The organism is Succinatimonas hippei YIT 12066, assembly GCF_000188195.1.
Taxonomy (GTDB): Bacteria; Pseudomonadota; Gammaproteobacteria; order Enterobacterales; family Succinivibrionaceae; genus Succinatimonas; species Succinatimonas hippei.
In genome coordinates this window covers 1-1,358 of sequence record NZ_GL831028.1, presented here as the reverse complement: position 1 = coordinate 1,358, position 1,358 = coordinate 1, and the positions used below count along the sequence as shown (strand labels likewise).

General features: G+C 38.5%; 1 protein-coding gene. It reads left to right on the top strand.

The window, feature by feature from the left end; translation table 11 throughout:
- A partial coding sequence (locus HMPREF9444_RS07115; RefSeq protein ID WP_040909385.1) for an IS3 family transposase occupies nucleotides 1-1,327 on the top strand: 1,327 nt, incomplete at its 5' end.
- Nucleotides 1,328-1,358: the final 31 nt, after the last annotated feature.

Sequence of the window (1,358 nt, the reverse complement as noted above, 5' to 3'; positions counted from 1 at the left end):
AAGAAATAAAGCTGTTACTCTTAAAGCACTTGGTTATCCAAAAAGTACATCTACATTACATCAATGGCTGCAGGTATATACTCCGGAGCGTTATAAGGTTAAAAGCATTTCCGTAAGTAAAAGCAAAAAGACTTATACTAAACAGGAGCGTACAGCGGCGGTTAAAGCGCTGCTGACCCGTGAAGCTTCAGCTGAAAAGGTAGCCAAGCAGCATAAGGTCAGACGAGCAACGCTTTATAAATGGGCAAGTCAAATTAATGTTTCAATAATGCCGATGAAGAAGAAAATCCCTAAAGATATATCTTTAAGTGAGCTGCAGGATAAATACCAAGGCTTACTTCAAGAATACGAGCAGCTGCAAAAAGATGTATATCGTCTGCAGATGGAAAAAGACATATTAGAGAAAGCAGGAGAAATCTTAAAAAAAGCGGAAGGCATCAATCCGCAAAACCTAAGCAATCGCGATAAAACTTTAGTGATTGATGCCTTAAAAGATAAATATCGCATAAAAGACTTATTGTCTTTATTAAGACTGTCCAAAAGCTCTTTTTATTACCAACATTTTGCAATGCATAAACCGGATAAATATGCCGGAGTCAGAGAAACAATAAAAGCCATCTTCAATCACAGCTATCAAAGTTACGGTTACCGACGTATTCATGCCTCTTTAAAAGAATTTGGCACTGTTATTTCAGAGAAAGTAGTAAGAAGAATTATGAGACAGGAAGAGATAAAAGTAAAAAGCAAACGGATGAGAAAATACTCTTCCTATCAAGGTGAAATCAGTCCTGCGGTAGACAATATCATTCAGCGGGATTTTCACAGCTTAAAACCTAATCAAAAGCTGCTTACCGATATTACTGAATTTGCCTTACCGGAAGGTAAAGTATATTTATCACCGCTGCTTGATTGTTTTGACGGGATGGTAACTGCTTGGACTATAGGATGTTCACCAAACGCCGAATTGGTCAATAAGATGTTGGATAATGCGATTAAACATATTAAAGGAAACGCCAAGCCTGTTATTCATTCCGACCGCGGCTGCCACTATCGCTGGCCGGGATGGATAAAGCGTATGGAAGATAACGGCTTTATCCGTTCGATGTCAAAGAAAGGCTGCTCACCTGACAACAGTGCCTGTGAGGGATTTTTCGGCAGACTTAAAAATGAATTTTTCTATGGAAGAGATTGGACAAAAACCGGAATAAAAGATTTTATCTTAAGTCTTGATAAATACCTTCATTGGTATAACGAGCATAGAATCAAGGCAAGTTTGGGATATAAAAGTCCGGTGCAATATCGGCAATCTTTAGGTATTATGAACTGAAAATCATGTCCAACTTTTTGTCCGCACCCCC